Source organism: Streptomyces sp. NBC_01460, from assembly GCF_036227405.1.
Classification (GTDB): Bacteria; Actinomycetota; Actinomycetes; order Streptomycetales; family Streptomycetaceae; genus Streptomyces.
This window is the reverse complement of sequence record NZ_CP109473.1, coordinates 5,379,569-5,395,752: the sequence shown is the minus strand read 5'-3', so window position 1 is coordinate 5,395,752 and position 16,184 is coordinate 5,379,569. Positions and strand designations below refer to the sequence as shown.

At 72.1% G+C, this 16,184-nt stretch carries 14 protein-coding genes; 5 read left to right on the top strand and 9 right to left on the bottom strand.

What is annotated here, in order from left to right; genetic code table 11:
• Window positions 1-37 precede the first annotated feature (37 nt).
• The 5 genes from OG488_RS24475 to OG488_RS24455 all read right to left on the bottom strand — a co-directional run bounded on the left by OG488_RS24475 (window position 38) and on the right by OG488_RS24455 (window position 4,203).
• On the bottom strand, window positions 38-475 hold the full coding sequence (locus OG488_RS24475; protein WP_329232477.1) for an ATP-binding protein: 438 nt from the start codon (window positions 473-475) through the stop codon (window positions 38-40).
• Window positions 476-698: 223 nt separating this feature from the next.
• Window positions 699-1,103 (bottom strand): (deoxy)nucleoside triphosphate pyrophosphohydrolase, encoded by a 405-nt coding sequence (locus OG488_RS24470; RefSeq protein ID WP_329232475.1) that lies wholly within the window; start codon window positions 1,101-1,103, stop codon window positions 699-701.
• A gap of 32 nt (window positions 1,104-1,135) precedes the next feature.
• Complete coding sequence (locus tag OG488_RS24465) at window positions 1,136-1,318, bottom strand: SPOR domain-containing protein (protein ID WP_329232474.1); 183 nt, start codon at window positions 1,316-1,318, stop codon at window positions 1,136-1,138.
• Between the two features lie 208 nt (window positions 1,319-1,526).
• The gene (locus tag OG488_RS24460) at window positions 1,527-3,248 is read right to left on the bottom strand and encodes a purine-cytosine permease family protein (RefSeq protein ID WP_329232472.1); all 1,722 of its coding nucleotides are present in this window, start codon (window positions 3,246-3,248) and stop codon (window positions 1,527-1,529) included.
• Between the two features lie 202 nt (window positions 3,249-3,450).
• Entirely contained in the window at window positions 3,451-4,203 is a 753-nt protein-coding gene (locus OG488_RS24455) for a GntR family transcriptional regulator (RefSeq protein WP_329232470.1), read from the bottom strand.
• A 291-nt stretch (window positions 4,204-4,494) separates the two neighbouring features.
• Between OG488_RS24455 and OG488_RS24450 the strand changes: the two genes are divergently transcribed.
• The gene (locus OG488_RS24450) at window positions 4,495-5,844 is read left to right on the top strand and encodes a glycoside hydrolase family 18 protein (RefSeq protein WP_329232468.1); all 1,350 of its coding nucleotides are present in this window, start codon (window positions 4,495-4,497) and stop codon (window positions 5,842-5,844) included.
• A gap of 80 nt (window positions 5,845-5,924) precedes the next feature.
• Entirely contained in the window at window positions 5,925-7,040 is a 1,116-nt protein-coding gene (locus OG488_RS24445; RefSeq protein WP_329232466.1) for a threonine synthase, read from the top strand.
• 100 nt (window positions 7,041-7,140) lie between these two features.
• Here OG488_RS24445 and OG488_RS24440 read toward each other — a convergent pair whose 3' ends face one another.
• A complete protein-coding gene (locus OG488_RS24440; RefSeq protein WP_329232465.1) occupies window positions 7,141-7,623 on the bottom strand; it encodes a cupin domain-containing protein in 483 nt (160 codons plus the stop codon).
• Between the two features lie 88 nt (window positions 7,624-7,711).
• Between OG488_RS24440 and OG488_RS24435 the strand changes: the two genes are divergently transcribed.
• The 3 genes from OG488_RS24435 (at window position 7,712) to OG488_RS24425 (ending at window position 12,510) form a co-directional block, all read left to right on the top strand.
• Window positions 7,712-10,300 (top strand): glycosyl hydrolase family 65 protein, encoded by a 2,589-nt coding sequence (locus tag OG488_RS24435; RefSeq protein ID WP_329232463.1) that lies wholly within the window; start codon window positions 7,712-7,714, stop codon window positions 10,298-10,300.
• 76 nt (window positions 10,301-10,376) lie between these two features.
• On the top strand, window positions 10,377-11,615 hold the full coding sequence (locus tag OG488_RS24430) for an LmeA family phospholipid-binding protein (protein ID WP_329232462.1): 1,239 nt from the start codon (window positions 10,377-10,379) through the stop codon (window positions 11,613-11,615).
• A 79-nt stretch (window positions 11,616-11,694) separates the two neighbouring features.
• Window positions 11,695-12,510 carry an alpha/beta fold hydrolase gene (locus OG488_RS24425; RefSeq protein ID WP_329232460.1) on the top strand — a complete coding sequence of 272 codons (816 nt, stop codon included), beginning with the start codon at window positions 11,695-11,697 and terminating at the stop codon, window positions 12,508-12,510.
• A gap of 25 nt (window positions 12,511-12,535) precedes the next feature.
• On the opposite strand, the gene OG488_RS24420 is transcribed toward OG488_RS24425, so the two are convergent.
• The 3 genes from OG488_RS24420 to OG488_RS24410 form a co-directional block, all read right to left on the bottom strand.
• Window positions 12,536-13,984, bottom strand: coding sequence for a family 43 glycosylhydrolase (locus tag OG488_RS24420; RefSeq protein WP_443074282.1), 1,449 nt, complete (start codon window positions 13,982-13,984; stop codon window positions 12,536-12,538).
• Between the two features lie 238 nt (window positions 13,985-14,222).
• Window positions 14,223-14,879 carry a response regulator transcription factor gene (locus OG488_RS24415; protein WP_329232458.1) on the bottom strand — a complete coding sequence of 219 codons (657 nt, stop codon included), beginning with the start codon at window positions 14,877-14,879 and terminating at the stop codon, window positions 14,223-14,225.
• Entirely contained in the window at window positions 14,876-16,087 is a 1,212-nt protein-coding gene (locus tag OG488_RS24410; RefSeq protein ID WP_329232456.1) for a sensor histidine kinase, read from the bottom strand. Before OG488_RS24410 ends, OG488_RS24415 begins: the two co-directional genes overlap by 4 nt.
• Window positions 16,088-16,184: the final 97 nt, after the last annotated feature.

Below are 16,184 nucleotides of genomic sequence, written 5' to 3'. Positions count from 1 at the left end.
CCGACCTCCGGTGATCGCTGTGCGTCCCTCCCCACTCCTAACCAGGCAGAGCGAGCTCGAACCACACGGTCTTGCCGCTCTTTCCGCGCCGGGTTCCCCAGCGGCGTGCGGAACAAGCCACGAGCTGCAGTCCGCGCCCTCCCTCGTCCTCGGGTCCGGCACTGCGTTCGGTGGGCGGTTCCGGAACCGGATCGGAGACTTCCACCAGCAGACCGTGACCGTCGGCCCCCCGTCCGGGCGCGTCACCGTCGGGGTGCGGCCGCACCAGCCGGACACCGATGGGGCCCGAGGCGTAGCGCAGGGAGTTGGTCACCAGCTCGCTGACGAGCAGGACGGCGAGGTCGCCCACCGCGGCGTCGTACCCCCAGGAGTGCAATGCGTCACGGACCGCGTGCCTGGCGCCGCGCACGGAGCCCGGCACCGCCGGAAAGCTCCACTCGGCACGGTCGCCGTCGGTATCGGTCACGCCGATCACTTCCCAGGGCCGGCAGCAAGGGCGCGCCCTGTTCAAAAGGGCCTAACCGGCACATACCCGATAAACGTCGCAACTTATCGCGCACCGCGACGCATGGTGCGTACGGGTGCACGTCCTCGGCCGAAGCGGTACGGGGAAGCTGATGCGCCGCCCCTCCCGGCCAGGCCTGGGGGGCGCACGGCCTCACCTCCGCCACCACCGACGCGCCCTCGACGCGGGCTCCTCAGCCTCGCGGCGTCTCCCGCAGGCGGCGCACCGCCTCGGCCACGGCGGGGCGGTCCTGGTCGAGCCAGTCGACGTCGCCCGTCTCGTCCGGGGCGAGCCAGCGCAGCTCGTCGTGGTCCTCCAGGGGCGCGGGCTCGCCGGACAGCAGCCGGACCGTCCAGACCTGGAGCACGTAGCCGGGTTTCAGCGGCCACTCCCCCGGGATGCGCTCCAGCGGCTCCGTCTCCACGCCGAGCTCCTCCCGGAGCTCCCGCACGAGCGCCTGCTCGCCGCTCTCCCCCGGCTCCTGCTTGCCGCCCGGCAGCTCCCAGCGCCCTGCCAGTTCCGGCGGGGCGCTGCGGCGGGCGGCCAGGAGCCGCCCGCCGTCGCAGACGGCTCCGGCCACCACCACGGAATCACTCATGTGCCGGAGCGTAGCCGGTGGATCTTCAACCGCTACGGGTGCGCGCTCCGGCTCGTTCGCTCCACCCAGTACAGCTGCTTGTGTCCGTGCCGGTCGAGGCCGTCCGCGATCTTCTGCGCCTCGTCCTGCGTCGCATAACGGCCGACGCGGTACCTGTTGCCGTTGTCGTCCTGTCTGATCACCAGCCAGGCGAGCACGGCACCGCTGTCCGTCATGGCGTCCCTCCCCAGCATCTCGCCCCTCTCCCCACTGGCGTGCACGTCTCTAAGGATCCCCAGGAAACCGCAGTACGCATATGCCCGAGCGTACGCCTGACCTTCACTCAACGGATGCGGGTTTACACAAAGAGACACGCATCCGGCCATACCAAAGGGGGCGCACTCTCCCGAGTGCGCCCCCTCTCGTCCAGTCGGCCGGGGTCGTTCAGCCGGCCGGGGTCCGCACGGTCGGCATCGGCATCATCACCGGGCCTGCCGCCGGTGCCGCACGGCAGACGTCCCCGCACTCCGCGTCCAGCGAGCAGCACAGGGAGCAGATCGGGCCGGACTGCACCGGGCAGTCCGCGATGTCCGGCAGTTCGTAGGCGGTCTCGCACACCGCGCAGGTGTGGGTGGCGGTGATGTCGGCGATCTCGACGTCCGGGCCGTTCACCGGGTTCGGCCGGGCCAGGTAGTACTTCCCCTTCGTCAGCCAGGCGATCAACGGGCAGAGGACCAGGGACAGTCCGGCCGCGATGAAGGTGGAGAAGGCCTCGGCGTACCGGCCGAAGAGCCCGAAGAAGGCGAGGATCGAGACGGTCGACGCGATCACCATGGCACCGAAGCCGGCCGGGTTGACGGCGTAGAGGTAGGCGCGCTTGAACTCGATGTAACGGGGGCTCAGCCCGATCCGTTTGTTGATGACCAGGTCCGCGGCGACGGCCGCGATCCAGGCGATGCCCACGTTCGAGTAGAAGCCCAGCAGCTTGTTGAGGGCCGCGAACATGTTCATCTCCATCAACGTCAGCGCGATGACGAGGTTGAGGAAGATGTACCAGACCCGGCCCGGGTGCTTGTGCGTGATCCGGGAGAAGAAGTTCGACCAGGACAGCGAGCCGCTGTAGGCGTTGGTCACATTGATCTTGATCTGGGAGACGATCACGAAGAGGGCCGCGGCCGGGAGGGCGAAGGAACCGAGCCACGGCTTCAGCGCCTCGATCTGCGGGGCGATCGGCTCCAGGGCGTGCGTCTTGCCGACCGCCTCCAGCGCGACGAAGGCGAGGAAGGCGCCCCCGATCTGCTTCGCGGCACCGATGATGACCCAGCCGGGGCCCGCGGCGAGGACGGCGAGGTTCCACCGGCGCCTGTTGGCCTCGGTCTTGGCGGGCATGAAGCGCAGGTAGTCGGCCTGTTCGCCGATCTGGGCGATGAGCGAGAGCGCGACCCCCGTACCGAGCCCGAAGGCGATCCAGGAGAAGCCCGGGCTCGCCCCCTCGGTGCCCGTGAAGGAGCCGAACGCGCCCCAGGAGTCCGGCGCTTCGACGGCGAGCACCACGAAGGGCAGCACCATGCCGATGATCCAGACCGGCTGGGTCCAGGCCTGCACCTTGGCCAGCGCGCCCATACCCCGGAACACGATCGGGATGACGATCAGCGTGGTGACCAGATAGCCGAGCTCGACGGGGAGCCCGACGGCCTGGTGCATGGCCTGCGCCATGATCGAGCCTTCGAGGGCGAAGAAGATGAAGGTGAAGGACGCGTAGATCAGCGAGGTCAGGGTCGAGCCGAAGTATCCGAAGCCCGCCCCGCGGGTGACCAGGTCCATGTCCAGGCCGTACTTCGCACAGGCGCGGGCGATCGGGATGCCCGTGAGGAAGATGATCGCCGCGGCGGCCAGGATCGAGGCGAACCCACTGGTGAATCCATAGGTGAAGACGATCGACGCACCGATCGCGAAGTCGGCCAGATACGCGATGCCGCCGAGCGCGGTCCCCGCGACCATCGAGGGTGACCAGCGCCGGAAGGAGTGCGGCGCGTAGCGGAGCGAGTAGTCCTCGCGGCTCTCGTCGGCCGCGAGCTTGGCGTAGCTGCGCCGGGGCGCCCCGGGGCCGTCCTGCGGCTCCGGCAGCGGTGCCTCGCCCGTCGTGGGCGTTGCGATGTCCGTCATCGATGGCTTCCCGTTCGTCGGTCCGGTGTGCGGTGACCCACGGGAAGCTAAGACTTGGACATGACAAGCCGTGACGGCGGACGGTTGCCCGCCGGTTACGGGGGGCGCGGGGGTGTTAACTCCGGATCACGCGCGGCGGACAGTCCGTCGCCCCCAGCGGTCACGGCGACCGCCCCACCTGTCACCACAGCCGCCCCAGCCGTCACTTGACTGGCAGATGGTAGGCAATCCGGTAGCGGTCGGCGGGGACGACCACATCGGCCGTCTCGACCGCGCGCCCCGACGCGTAGTACGTCCGCCCGATCACCATCACCACGTGCCCCGGCACGCCTCCGAGCGCCAGGAGTTCCTCCGCCAGCCCCGGACGCGCGCCGACCTCCTCCGCGACGTTGTCCACGACGACGTCGATCGCCGCCATGCGGTCGACCACGCCGCAGCCGCCGAGGGGACCTTCCTCCGGAAGCATCACCGGGGTGCGCCCCGTGACGGCCAGGGGCTCCCAGGACGTGGACAGCATCATCGCCTCGCCCGCCTCCCGGAAGACGTACCTCGTGCGCATCACCCGGTCGCCCGGCTCGATCCCGAGCCGCTCGGCGATCTCGGCGCTCGCCCCCTCCTGCTCGCTGCGGGACTCCCAGGTGCCCCGCACCCCTTCCGCCGTCTGCTCCTGACGGAACGGGCTGGCCCCCGCCCCCGGCCGGTAACCGGAGCGGGCGATGCGGCGCGGGACGGGGCGCGCGCGCACGTAGGTGCCCGAGCCCGACCGGCCCTCGACGAGGCCCTCGGCCATCAGCACCTTGCGCGCCTCCAGCGCCACGGTGTCCGAGACCCCGTACTCCTCACGGATACGGGCCTGCGACGGCAGGCGGGTATGAGGCGGCAGCGCGCCATTGACGATCTTCTCCCTGAGATCGCTCGCCACGCGCAGATAGGCGGGCTGCTCACCGAAAGGCACAGGCCACTCCCAACAGGTTGACAGACAGCAACAGCGTCGCAACCGTGGGTTGAGTACCGCAAGCACGGGCCAGAGTTTCACTCGAAGTGATGATTCCCCGCCCACCTGCGCATACCTGACCCAGGTATGCGCGGATGACCCGCGAACCCTTGACCATTTTTGGTCCAGACCAATACCTTCCTGTGCACAGCACGGCTCCCGAACGCCTTCCAGCACACGGACAACTCCCCCGCGACCAGCGCGGAACCAGCACCCGGAACCCGTCCAGGACCACGCACAGGAACGAGCCCCATGCGCCGAAGAACCCTGACCGGTCTGACCACCGCCGCCTGCGCCCTCACCCTGCTCGCCGGCCTCGCCCCCGCCGCCACGGCCGGTCCGGCCGGCCACGACCGCGGGCCGGGCCACCACGACCGCGCGTACCGCACCGTCGGCTACTTCACCCAATGGGGCGTCTACGGGCGCGACTTCCAGGTCAAGGACCTGGAGACCAGCGGCACCGCCGGAAAACTCACCCACATCAACTACGCGTTCGGCAACGTCAGCGCCGAGGGCCGCTGCTTCACGGGCAACGTGCCCGGCGAGGCGGACGCCTGGGCGGACTACGCCCGTCCGCTGGACGCCGCGGGATCGGTCGACGGCGTCGCCGACACCGACACGCAGGCGCTCGCGGGCAACTTCAACCAGCTGCGCGAGCTCAAGGCCGCGCACCCCGGGCTCAAGGTGATGATCTCCCTGGGCGGCTGGAGCTGGTCCACCCACTTCTCGGACGCGGCCCGCACCGCCGCCTCCCGCAAGGCCCTCGTCTCCTCCTGCATCGACCTGTACATCAAGGGCAACCTGCCGGTGGACGGCGCGCGCGGAGGTGACGGATCGGCGGCCGGCCTCTTCGACGGCATCGACCTCGACTGGGAGTGGCCGGGCTCGGCCGGCGACACGGACACGGTGTACCGCCCCGAGGACAAGAAGAACTTCACGGCCCTGGTCCACGAGTTCCGCACCCAGCTCGACGCCTACGCGAAGAGCGGCCGGAAGGGCAGGGCGAAACACTACGAGCTGTCCGCCTTCGTCCCCACGGCCCCCGCCAAGATCGACGCGGGCTTCGACGTGCCGCGCATCATGCGGGACTTCGACTTCGTCAACCTCCAGGGCTACGACTTCCACGTCTCCGGCGAGAAGTCGACCGCCCAGCAGTCGGCGCTGTACGCCAAGGGCGACTTCAGCGTCGACCAGACGGTCCGTGACTGGATCAGGCGCGGCGCGCCGGCCCGCAAGCTCGTGATGGGCATGCCGTTCTACGGCCAGGGCTGGACCGGTGTCACCGGCGGCGGCGACGGGCTCGGACAGCCGGCGACGGCGCCCGCGCCGGCCACGTACGCCGCCGGCTACGAGGACTACAAGGCGCTGAGGAAGCTGGCCGATTCGGGGCAGTACACCGTGCACCGGGACACCCGCAACGGCCATGCCTGGCTGTTCGACGGCACGACCCTGTGGACGTACGACGACCCGCAGGTGCTGCGCGCCAAGACCTCGTACATCCGCGAGCGCGGGCTCGGCGGGGCGATGTTCTGGTCCCTGGACGGCGACACGGAGGACGGCGAGCTGATGACCGCGGTCGACCGGGGTCTGGGCCGGCGCTGACTCCCGGTGGGGCCGCGCGGGACTCCGCGCGGCCCCACCGGTGCTGGATCCGATGCGTGCCGGCGCCCTACATTCGCCCCATGTCCGATGCACCGGTGCCCACGGCGGCCTACCTCTGTCCCCGGGACGGGGAGCGGGCCGCACCCACCACGACGGCTTGGTGCTGCCCGGTCTGCGGGGGCCCCTGGGACCTCGACACCACCGCCCTGCGACCGGTCCGTCCCGACGCCCTGAACAGCCGCGTCAATTCACTGTGGCGCTACGAGGAGGCTCTCCCCCTCGCCGGGCCGGCCGTCTCCCTCGGCGAGGGGCGGACCCCGCTCGTACCGCTCACGGACCGGGTCTCGGCCAAGCTCGACTTCCTGATGCCCACACTCTCCTTCAAGGACCGCGGCGCCGTGATGCTGGCCGAACTGGCCCGCAGACTGTCCCCGGACCGGGTCGTCGCGGACAGCAGCGGCAACGCGGGGACGGCCGTCGCCGCGTACTGCGCCCGGGCAGGGCTGGCGTGCACGGTGTACGTCCCCGAGGGGACCTCGCCCAAGAAGACCGAGCAGATCCGCGCCCACGGCGCCCGACTGGAGACCGTGCCGGGCGGCCGCGAGGCCACGGCCCGGGCCGCCCGCGCCGCCGCAGGGGCTCCCGGCACCTTCTACGCCTCGCACGTCTTCAACCCGTACTTCCTGCACGGCACGAAGACGTACGTCTACGAGATCTGGGAGGACCTGGGCTGCACCCTGCCCGACGCCATCGCCGTCCCCGTCGGCAACGGCACCCTGCTCCTGGGTGCGGCGCTCGCCACCTCGGAGCTCCTCGCCCACGGGCTGATCGACCGCCGCCCCGCGCTGATCGCCGTACAGGCCGAGGCCGTGTCCCCGCTGGCCGCCGCGTTCCGGGCGGGGGCCGAGGAGCTGTCCGGTGCCCCGGAGCAGGCGGCGCCCACGCTCGCCGAGGGGATCGCCATCCCCCGCCCGCCGCGCGCGCGGCAGATCCTGGCGGCCGTCCGGGAGTCGGGCGGCACCTTCCTCACGGTGACGGAGGACCAGATCCGCACGGCGCAGAGGGATCTCGCCGCACGGGGTCTCTTCGTCGAGACGACCGGGGTCGCCTGCTGGGCGGCCGTGGGCGGCGAGACGGAGCGGAGCGTGGTCGTCCCGCTCTGCGGGGCCGGCCTCAAGACGGGCCTCGCCGTCTGAGTGCGGCGGGACGGCCCTTCGGGCTCCGGCGACCGCGGGGCGGTAAGTCGACCGCGGGGCGGTAAGTCGACCGCGGGGCGGTCAGTCGGCCGCGGGGCGGTCAGTCCGTCCAGTACGTGTCGTGCCGGAAGAAGAACTCCGCCCGCTCCTTCTCCGGCCAGTCGGAGACCTGGCCCACCTTCTCGAAGTACTCCTCGCGGGGCGCCCCCGGGGTGAAGAGCAGCAGCATCGAGGCGGGTTCCCCGGAGTCGTTGCGGAAGGCGTGCAGGCCGCCCTGGGGCACGTACACGAAGTCGCCCGGCACGGTGTCGGCCCACCGCTCGCCGTCGTGGATCCGGACCGTCCCGCCGAGGATGAAGAACGACTCCGAGATCGACCGGTGGAAGTGCTCGGCCGGGCCGCCCGCCCTGGGTGCCATGTCGATCCGGTAGAGGCCGAACGCGCCGTGCGTCGACTCCGAGGTGGCCAGGTAGTGGGTGCTGCCGCCGGAGCGCGTCAGCAGATTCGGGGTGGTGTCCGCCGGGCGGTACTGCGCGCTGATCTCGCCCGCACCGTCGGTGTACACAGGTTCCGGGTACGACATGCCGTCCTCCTGACCCCGGCCTGGACCGGTCCGCTCGTCCCGCGCGCCGGTACCGCACCGGCGGCGCGGGCTTCCCTACCTTCGGGGGGTGAGCCTCACGCGCATCTCCCTCATCGCGCCCCTGATCGTGGGCACGCTCATCGCCCCTCCGCCCCCGCTCTCGTACGCCGCCGGTCCTGCCCCCGCTCCCGTGTGCGGGGAGCCCGGGACGACCACCGACGCCTCCTGGGCGCCGACGTCCACCACCTTCGGCGAGGCCGGAGGATACGACCCCTATGTCGGCAACGGGTACCTGGGCCACCGCGTGCCCGCCACCGGCGCCGGTTACGCCGCCACGGGCGGGAGCACGGGCTGGCCCCTCTACACCCCACGGTACGACGGGGCCTTCGTCTCCGGGCTGTACGCCCGTGACGAGGGCCTCGCCGAGGGCCGCGAGGTGATCGCCGCGCTGCCGTCCTGGACCACGCTCGACGTGCGCGTCGGCTCCGAGACGTACGGCTCCGCCACCCCCGCCGGCCGGATCTCGCACTACCGGCAGACCCTCCACCTGCGCTGCGGCGTCGTGGTCACCTCCCTGCGCTGGACCACGGCGGACGGCCGCGCGACGGACCTGTCGTACGAGGTCCTGGCCGACCGCTCCGACGTGCACACCGGCGCCGTACGCCTGCGGATGACCCCGCGCTGGAGCGGCACGGCGACCGTCACGGGCCGGCTGGACGGACGCGGGGCACGGCGGGTCGCGGTGGCCGGCGACGGCACGTTCACCACGCTCGGCACGGGCACGGAGGGGGCGATCGCCCAGCGGGGCACCGTCGACGCCCGCACGGTCGGGGTGCGGGCGGGACGCTCGTACACCTTCGAGAAGTTCGTCGGTGTCGACACCGCGCTCACCTCCCGCACCCCGCGCGCCTCCGCCGAGGCCGCCGCCGGGCGCGCGGCACGGCGCGGCTGGCCGGGAGTCCTCTCCGCCAACGCGGCGGCCTGGCGTGGGGCCTGGGCGTCCGACGTCAGGACGCCGGGCGGCCCCGACCTCCAGGCCTGGCTGCGGGCCGCCCGGTACGGGCTGCTCGCCAACACCCGGCCGGGCTCCTCGGACAGCATCGCCCCGGCCGGGCTCACCAGCGACAACTACGCGGGCATGGTGTTCTGGGACGCCGAGACCTGGATGTATCCGGCGCTGCTGGCCACCCGCCCCGAACTGGCCCGCACGGTCGTCGAGTACCGCTACCGCACCCGGGCCGCCGCCCGCGCGAACGCCCGGAAGCTGGGGTACGAGGGGCTGTTCTACGCCTGGACCAGCGCGAGCAGGGGCGATCTGGACGCCGAGTGCCAGAGCTGGGACCCGCCCCACTGCCTGACCCAGAACCACCTCCAGGGCGATGTCGCACTGGCCGTCTGGCAGTACTACCTGGCCACCGGGGACCGCGCCTGGCTGGCCGGCCGGGGCTGGCCGCTCCTCAAGGGCATCGCCGACTTCTGGCAGTCGCGCGCCACGGCGAACCCCGACGGCAGCTGGTCGGTGAAGAACGTCGCGGGCCCGGACGAGTACAGCAACGGTGTCACCGACGGCGTCTTCACCAACGCGGTCGCCGCCACCGCCCTGCGCCACGCCATCCGCGCCGCGGAGCTCCTCGGCCACCCGGCGCCCGCCGGGTGGACCCGGGTCGCGGACGGCCTGCGCATCCCGTACGACGCCGAGCGGAAGATCTTCCTCCAGTACGCCGGGTACAACGGCTCGACCATCAAGCAGGCGGACACCGTGCTGCTCATCCACCCGCTGGAGTGGCCGATGGAAGAGGGTGCCGCCGCCGCGACGCTCGACTACTACGCGGCCCGCACCGACCCGGACGGCCCCGCGATGACCGACTCGGTGCACGCGACCGCCGCCGCCGCGATCGGCGGGCCGGGCTGCGCCACGTACACGTATCTCCGGCGCGCGGTGCGCCCGTTCGTCCGCGGTCCCTACCACCTCTTCTCCGAGGCCCGGGGCGAGAAGTCCGGCGCCGAGGACCCGCTCTCCGGATTCCCCGCCGAGGACTTCCTCACCGGCAAGGGCGGCTTCCTCCAGGTCTTCACCCACGGCCTGACGGGGCTCCGGCTGCGCGAGGACGGCGTACGCCTCGACCCGCTCCTGCCGCCGCAGCTCCGCGAGGGCGTGGAGCTGACGGGACTGCATTACCGGGGCAGCACCTACGACGTCGCCGTCGGCCCCCGCACGACCACGGTCCGGCTGACGGACGGCGCGCCCTTCACCGTCCACACCCCGGCCGGCCCACGCCGCCTCGCCTCCGCCCTCACGCTCCCCACCCGCCGCCCCGACCTCACCCCGACGTCCGACGCGGCCCGCTGCCGCCCCGCGACGGCCACCTCCGAGGCCCCCGGCCTGTACGCCGAGGCGGCGGTGGACGGGAGCCCGGCGACGTCCTGGTCACCGGACGGCGCGACGGGCACGCTGACGGTCGCCCTGCGGCACGTCACCCGGATCGCCTCGCTCACCCCACGCTGGACGGACGTCGCCCCGGCCTCCCACACCCTGGAGACGTCCCTGGACGGCCGCACCTGGCGGCCGTTCCGCGCCGGGGACACGGCCCGCCACGTCCGGCTGACGGTGCGCTCGGCGGACGCGGAGAAGCCGACGGGGGTGAGCGAACTGACGGCCCGGACGGGAACGAGCTGAGGACTGATCGTGAGTTAGGTCGCTTACTGCTGGTTCGGGTTGCGAGCAGGGACGGTCGTCGTGTTCGGATGAGGTGATGCACACCCCGCACCCCATGGACCCGCGTCACCACCCCCACGGCCGCTCCACAACCGCCCGCAACCCCTACGAGGAGCTCGGAGCGCTCGCCGACGCGCCTCCGGCCGGGTTCCCCGGCGAGTCCGCCGGCGAAGGCGCCGCCCCGCGGAGGGCCTGGCGGGAGCGGGAACGGCCCCCGCGCGTGGACCGCCGCGGCGGTCGCCGCCGCCGCCGCTTCGCGGCCCTGCCGGTCGCCGCGAAGGCGGTGGTGGGTCTGGTCGTCCTCACCGCCTTCGTCGCCCTGGCCGACCGCTGGGCCGTGCTGTTCGCCGAGCGGAAGGCGGCCGACACCCTCAAGAGTCAGCTGGACCTGAACGCCGCCCCCGAGGTGGAGATCGGCGGTTTTCCCTTCCTGACCCAACTCGCGGACAAGAAGCTGGACTCGGTACAGGTGACCGTGCCCGACGTGGCGGCCGACCGGGTGTCGCTGGCGAAGGTGTCGGCCACGGCCCACGACATCCGGCTGAACGCCGACGGCCTCACGTCGGTGCGCGGCGCCGACGTCTCCCGCCTCGACGGCGACGTCCTGCTGTCCTTCGACGACCTCAACCGCGAACTCGGCGCCTCCCAGGTGACCTTCAGCGGTGACGGCAGCGACCGGGTCGAGGCCCGGGGCACCCTGCCGGTCGCCGGGCACGACCTGCGGGTGCACGCCGAGGCCACGATCCGGCGGCAGGCCGAGCGGGGCATCGCCACGGAGATCGGCGGCATGCGCCTGGACATCGGGGACCTGGCGACCTACCGCCCCGGCTCCCGCGCCTCGGACGGCCTGCACCTGACACCGAAGGCATCCGCCGATCTCGCCCGGGAGACCCGCAAGGCGAAGGCGCTGCTGTCGGTCCCGGCGATCGTGCAGCGGCTGGGAGTGCCGGAGGCGACCGTCCGCGAGGGCCTGAGCGACGACGGCGCGCTCACGAAGCTGACCGGGTCCCCGCGCTTCGCCCGCGAGGCCCAGAGCCTCAACCTCATCGACCTGGCCGAGGACAACCCGGAGGTCCTCAGCGACCTGGGCCTCGACCCCGACCTCCTCGACGGCCTGTCCCGGCTCACGCGCCCGGTTCTCGCCGACCGGCTCTCCCTGGCCTTCGAGCTGCCGGAGCCCGAGCACGGGGACGTCCGCCTGCGTGACGTCCGCGTCGGGGAGGACGGCATCCGGGTGCGGCTGACGGGTTCGGAGCTGGCCGTGGGCAGTTCCTGAGACCACAGCGGCCGGATCCCTGGGCGGAATCCCGAAAACCTCGTCACCCCACACGGTCCCCGGCGCTACATTGCCCTGCGTGATCAAGACAGCGGTCAACGGCGTGTCCATCCGTTACGACGACCAGGGCCCCGCCGACGGCACCCCCGTGGTGCTCGTGCACGGCCATCCGTTCGACCACACCCTGTGGGCTCCCCAGGCCGCGGCGCTGACGGCAGCCGGATACCGGGTCGTGACGCCCGACCTCCGCGGCTACGGCAGCAGCGAGGTCGTGCCGGGGACCTGCCTGCTCTCCGACTTCGCCGACGACATCGCCGCGCTCCTCGACACCCTCGGCCTCCAGGACGTCGTCATCGGCGGGGTCTCCATGGGCGGACAGATCGCCATGGAGTTCCTGCGGACCCGTCCGGAGCGGGTGCGCGGGCTCGTCCTCTCCGACACCTCCCCGGTCGCCGAGACCGAGGAGGGCAAGGCCTTCCGCGCCGCACTCGCCGACCGGCTCCTCGCGGAGGGCATGGGCGGGTACGCGGACGAGGTGATCGGCAGGATGATCGCCCCGTACAACGTCACGGCCCTCCCGGACGTGGCCGCGCACGTCCTGGCGATGATGCGCGGCACCGCCCCGGAGGGCGCCGCGGCCGCGCTGCGCGGACGGGCGCTGAGGCCCGACTACCGTGACACGCTCGCCTCGGCCTCCGGGCCGGTCCTCCTCGTGGTCGGCGCCGATGACGACTACACCCCGGTCAGCGACGCGAAGGCCATGCACGGCCTGGTCCCGTCCGCCGACCTCGTCGTCATCGAGCGGGCGGGACACCTCCCCGGCGTCGAGCAGCCCACGGCCTTCAACGAGGCGCTCCTGCGCTTCCTCGACACCCGGGTGCGCCACGGCAGTTGACGGCCTCCGCCCTCCCCGGACCGCCTCAGTCCGTGTAGACCTCCGCGCGGTCCACGCTCACGAAGGAGGCACCCGACTGTGTGCCGTGCTCTCCGGTGACCCGGACGCGCAGCGTGTGCCGGCCTCGGGGCAGCCGGGGACTGAGGTACTGGAGCGTCTCGCCCGTGCGGATGGATCCGTAGAGGTCGACGCGCTGCTCCGGACCGCCGTCGATGCTCAGGGCGGCGATGCCGTTCCCGGTGTCACGGACGGACAGCAGGGCGATGCGGGTTCCGTCGAAGGTGAAGGTCGCGGTGTCGCCCGCCCGCTCGTTCCAGTGGTCGTCACCCCAGAAACACTGGGTGGCGCAGCCGCTGCCCGAGTTCCATGCGCCGGTGTACGAGACGGTCCCGGCACCGCTGGAGCGGCCGTCGTCGTTGATCCAGTAGGTGCCGGACCCGGGGTCGCCCGACGGCAGGTCCTGGGTGGCGCCGAGCGCGTACGGACGACCGAAGTCGGGGCTGCCGTCGGCCTTCCAGGTGAACCGCTGGGCGCGGGTGGTGCGGTTGGAGTAGGTGAGGGCGGAGGTCGTCTTGGCGTGGTGGACGATCCAGTCCTCGGTGCCGTCGGGCGAACGGAAGAACGCGTGGTGGCCCGGGCCGTACACGCCGCGGTCGTCGGCACGGGAGAAGACCGGGCCGGGGTGCTGGGTCCAGTTGCCGGGTACCAGCGGATCGGCGGTGGCGGGCAGCGACATCATCCAGATCTGGTAGTCGGGTTTCCCCGTGTCACAGGTGGAGTAGGTCATCCACGTACGGCCGTTGCGGTAGAGGAACTCCGGCCCCTCCCGGACCTCGGGACAGCCGCCCGCCGCGTCGATGGCGACCGCGTCGCCCGACACGGTGTAGGGATTCGACATCGGGGCGATGTTGAGCCCGTTGTGCTGATACGGGTTGATACCGCTGTAGGCCAGGTAGAGGCGGCCGTTGTGCTGCAGGATGCCGGCGTCGATGGCGAAGTCGTTCGCGTGGTTGGGCGGGGTGAGCTTCGCCTTGAAGTGGTACGGACCGGCCGGGTCGTCGCGTTCCGACTCCAGCACGTACAGACGGTGGTGGTCGTCGACCCCGTCGTCGGCGGTGTAGTACAGGTACCAGCGGTCCCCGAAGCGGTAGAACTCCGGGGCCCAGATGTTGCGGTTGCGGGAGGGGTCGGAGTCGGTCCACACGGTGACCGGGTCGGCCGCGAGCAGGGTGCCCAGCGAGGACGAGCGCCACATGCGGACGCTGTCGCCCTGCGTGGTGGCCAGGTAGTAGGACCCGTTCCAGTGCGTCATGAACGGGTCGGGCCCGGTGTTCAGCGGATTACGGAACGTCCCCGCTGCGGCTGCCGCTCGGGGTGTCGGAGCGGTGGCGCCCGCCACCGCGGCCGGTGACGCCGTCAGCAGGCCCGACAGGACGGCGATGAGCACGGCCACCGCCACGGCTGCGCGGCGCACGGCACTGCCGCGGCTCGGGGAGAGGCCGCGGACGGGGGTGGGCAGGGGGATCCGGGCTGCGCGCACGGGCGGCTCCTTAGGGCGGGAGGTGCTCGTCGGTGGGGGGCGCCACTACTCGATTACATCGATGTAATACCGGGATGACACGCTAGAGACAGCGTCAGTACGTGTCAACGGGACTCCCGTGAAGGGCACTTGGGTCGGCCTGTCCGCCCGGCGCACGGCGGAGAGGCCGGCCTCACCCTCGTCCGTCGATCAGGCCCGATTCCCAGGCCCAGGCAGCGATCTCCACACGGTTGCGGGCGGAGAGCTTGGTCTGCACGTTGGCGAGATGTGTCTTCACCGTGCCCACCGTGATGGTGAGTTCGGCGGCGATCTCCGCGTTCGTCAGCCCCCTGGCCACGAGCCGCACCAGGTCCGTCTCCCGCGCGGAGAGCGCGGTGTGCGGCTCCCGCGGGGCGGGCACGGCGTTGTTGAGGCGCCGCAGCAGCCGGACGGTGATGGCCGGGCTCACCAGTGCTTCGCCGGAGGCCGCCGCTCGGATCGCCTCGACGAGCAGGGCCGGGCCGGAGTCCTTGATCAGGAAGCCGGAGGCTCCCTCGCCCAGCGCGCGCTGGACGTACTCGTCGTCGTCGAACGTCGTGACCACGACGACCTTCGGCGGATTCACGGTACCGGGGCGCGTCAGTCTGCGGAGCGCCTCCAGCCCGTCCATACGGGGCATGCGGATGTCCATCAGCACCACGTCGGGACGGTGGCGCTCGGCGAGTTCCACGGCGTACACCCCGTCCGCGGCCTCGGCGACGACGTCGATGTCGTCCTCCGCGGCGAGGATCATCGCGAACCCCGCACGGACCATGGCCTGGTCGTCGGCGATCAGCACCCGGATCGTCATGAGACCGCCGCCCCCGCCGTCGCCACCGGGAGCGTCGCCTCCACGGCCCAGCCACCTGCGGCCACCGGGCCCGCCTGGACGCTTCCGCCGACCAGGCCCACCCGCTCGGCCAGGCCCTTCAGCCCGAAACCGCTCGGGGAGACATGGCGCGGCCGTCCGTCGTCGCCGACCCGTACGGTGAGCCGGTCTCCCGAACGGTCCACGCGGACCCGTACCTCGGTGCATCCGTGGGCGTGCTTGCGTACGTTGGTGAGGGCCTCCATCACCACCCGGTGGGCGGTGGTGGTCACCTCCACCGGCAGGTCGTCGAAGGTCCCCTCCAGGTCGAGCCGTGCCCGTGCCCCGCCGACGGCCGAGAACTCCTCGACCAGCGAACGCATTTCGCCGATGCCTGCCAGCGGTGTCAGTGCCACCTCCCCGTCGGCGTCCCGGAGCATCCCCACCATGTGCCGCATGGAGGTCAGCGCCTCCGAGCCCGCCTGTTCGATCCGCTGCAGCGCGGGCGGCACCAGTTCGGGCCGCCGGTCCGCGATCGCGTGGGCCCCCTGTGCCTGGACGACGATGCCGGTCACGTGGTGGGCGACGAAGTCGTGCAGGTCCCTGGCGAACTCCGTGCGCTGCTCCAGTTTGAGAGCCGCCGCCTGGCGCCGCCGGTCCACCAGGAGCAGACGCATCCCGAGGCCGGCGCTCAGCACCGCGAGCGCCGCCAGGGCGTAGATCAGCGCGAAGATGGTCGTGGACTGCTTCACCTGGACCGACACCGGTCGCAGCACGATCGCCAGGTAGAGCAGGGGAACGGCCACCGCCGCCCACGACCACTTCCCCCGCCGGGCGACGGCCAGCAGGAGACACACCAGAGCCGCCGGTTCGGCGTATCCCAGCGCCTGCGCGCCGATCGACATCTCCAGGTGCAGCACCGCCGAGAGGCACAGCGACACGACCGCCAGCGTGCAGCCGACTGCCGGCAGCGCCCGGCTGCCGAGCCGGGGCGAAGCGACGACGAGAGCGATGGCCAGCAGGGCGCCGCCCAGCTTGGCGGGCCCCAGCGCGGAGCCGTCCCCGATCCGGTAGAAGTCGCCGCCCACCCAGTCCATCACGACGAGGACGCTCAGGGCCCCTGCCGTCAGCAGCCGGACCGTGACGGGCAGGAGTGGCGGGCGTCCGATCCTCCGTACGGCCGTGGCCACCGCGTCCGCCGCCTTCGGCATCCCTCTCACCGTCCTCCCGCCGACCGGCCGAAAGTCGGAGTCGGCCGCTCAGGATCTGTCTTTCGCCCGATCCGCCGCGGGGCGCGGCCGAGAAGAG

Coding starts and splice junctions, on each gene's coding strand:
- OG488_RS24470 (WP_329232475.1), bottom strand. CDS start 1,103: ATGAGTGATTCCGTGGTGGTGGCCGGAGCCGTCTGCGACGGCGGGCGG.
- OG488_RS24465 (WP_329232474.1), bottom strand. CDS start 1,318: ATGACGGACAGCGGTGCCGTGCTCGCCTGGCTGGTGATCAGACAGGAC.
- OG488_RS24460 (WP_329232472.1), bottom strand. CDS start 3,248: ATGACGGACATCGCAACGCCCACGACGGGCGAGGCACCGCTGCCGGAG.
- OG488_RS24450 (WP_329232468.1), top strand. CDS start 4,495: ATGCGCCGAAGAACCCTGACCGGTCTGACCACCGCCGCCTGCGCCCTC.
- OG488_RS24445 (WP_329232466.1), top strand. CDS start 5,925: ATGTCCGATGCACCGGTGCCCACGGCGGCCTACCTCTGTCCCCGGGAC.
- OG488_RS24440 (WP_329232465.1), bottom strand. CDS start 7,623: ATGTCGTACCCGGAACCTGTGTACACCGACGGTGCGGGCGAGATCAGC.
- OG488_RS24430 (WP_329232462.1), top strand. CDS start 10,377: ATGCACACCCCGCACCCCATGGACCCGCGTCACCACCCCCACGGCCGC.
- OG488_RS24415 (WP_329232458.1), bottom strand. CDS start 14,879: ATGACGATCCGGGTGCTGATCGCCGACGACCAGGCCATGGTCCGTGCG.
- OG488_RS24410 (WP_329232456.1), bottom strand. CDS start 16,087: ATGCCGAAGGCGGCGGACGCGGTGGCCACGGCCGTACGGAGGATCGGA.